Annotated in this window: 2 protein-coding genes and 1 pseudogene; all 3 read right to left on the reverse strand. The window is 61.7% G+C overall.

Annotation, left to right across the window (positions count from 1 at the left end):
* Window positions 1–165, reverse strand: a pseudogene (locus A2I95_RS37005) (peptidoglycan-binding protein LysM); the annotation flags it as partial.
* Between the two features lie 146 nt (window positions 166–311).
* Window positions 312–1,115, reverse strand: coding sequence for a hypothetical protein (locus tag A2I95_RS37010; RefSeq protein ID WP_291737459.1), 804 nt, complete (start codon window positions 1,113–1,115; stop codon window positions 312–314).
* Between the two features lie 234 nt (window positions 1,116–1,349).
* On the reverse strand, window positions 1,350–1,526 hold a 177-nt coding region (locus tag A2I95_RS42720), incomplete at its 5' end, for a zinc finger domain-containing protein (protein ID WP_367153205.1).

Consider the following 1,526-nt stretch of genomic DNA (forward strand, 5'->3'; position numbering starts at 1 on the left):
GTGGATCGCGCTCCATTTGCCCGCATCCTTGTACAGTTTGTCAGCGATCACCGACAGGCTGTCGCCCGGCTGCACGGCATAGACCCCGCCGCAGGTCTCGGCCGCAGCGGAATTGGCTGCAAGGGCAAAAAGGCCCATGGCAGCGGCTGCAATGTAATTCTTCATAGTCCCCCCGGGAAATAGTCTGCACCGCAGCCGGCTCCGGTCTGCAGCGCCCGTGTTCTGGTTGTTATGGGTAGTCCCCGGCCGGCGCCGGCATCCTGCCGGCTGCTCAAACGGGAACGGCTCCGGCGCGGATACCGGAGCCGAGATCAGTTGCCGACGAACAGCGCCAGCAAGGTGGCCGTGTCGACCCGTCCGTCAGCCCCGATCAGGCTGGCAGGCAAGGTGATTTCCTTACGTTCGTAGGCACCGTTCACCAGCTGGTCGATATAGGCCTCGGACTGGCCCTGCGCCGCGGCAGTCAGCACCATTTTGTAAAGCGCGGTTCCTTCGGCCGGGGCCGCAGCTGCCGCCTGATTGAGGCTTTCAGGATTTGCCTGCCTGCTGCGCAGCGCGGCCAGGGTTCCGGCGGTGATACGGGCGACCATCGCGTCTTCGCCGCTGGCGCCGTCCTTTTGCAGGCCGGCCGCCGCGGCGGCACCGGCCGGCTGCACGGTGCCGGCAGAGGCATCCGCTGCTGCCGGTGTTTGCAGGCTGGCCTGCTCAGCCCTTTCAGCCGGTTCAGCCGGGGTTCCGCCGCTGAACTGGAAATACAAAAGCATCGCCGCAGCGACTGCCAGACCCGCTGCAGCCAAGCCCAGTTTCGGCAGCGCGCTGCCACCGTCCGCCTGCACCGGCGCAATGGGCTGCGGACCTGGAACAATTTTCTGTTCATCCGCTGCTGCACTGGCGGGTTTCGCCGCCATGGCAGATTTGGCCGTTTTGACGGCAGCAGTTTTTGAAGAGGCAGGCTTTGCAATTGCCGCCGCGGGTTCCGGTTTGAACCCGGAGCTGTCCGCGACCAGCCCGATTTTCATATTCTTCGGTGCCGATACCCCGTCAATCCGGATAGATGCACCGCGCGGCTTGCCCGGCTCGCCTACCGGTTGCGCGTCCGCTTTCCGCTTCAGCATAATAAACTGCCCCCCTGCCCCATGCCATATTTTTAAGTCGGCTGAAAACCTACATGGAATTAACGAATTCTTAACCAATTGTAGAAAACCGGTCAACATCTAGAGGAATTCAATTTGCCAATACACAAGGCCGCACCCGGAAAAAGTGCAGGAAATCCCGCAACAATAGCGCAAAAATGATAACGCCCGGCAATTAAGCCGGGCGTCACACACAAGCCAAAGCTGAAAGCCGGGTTATCCCAGCGCGCTATCGCAGCGGCCGCAAACACCGTCATGGACGTGATTGCCCACATCCGGCAGGATCTTCCAGCAACGCTGGCACTTGCCGCCGTCGGCTTTCTCAAACACCACCGAAACACCGTCGACCTCGGGCATACGGAATGCTTCGGCCGGGGCCGGATCATTGGTCAG

It is taken from the genome of Leisingera sp. F5 (assembly GCF_001593695.1).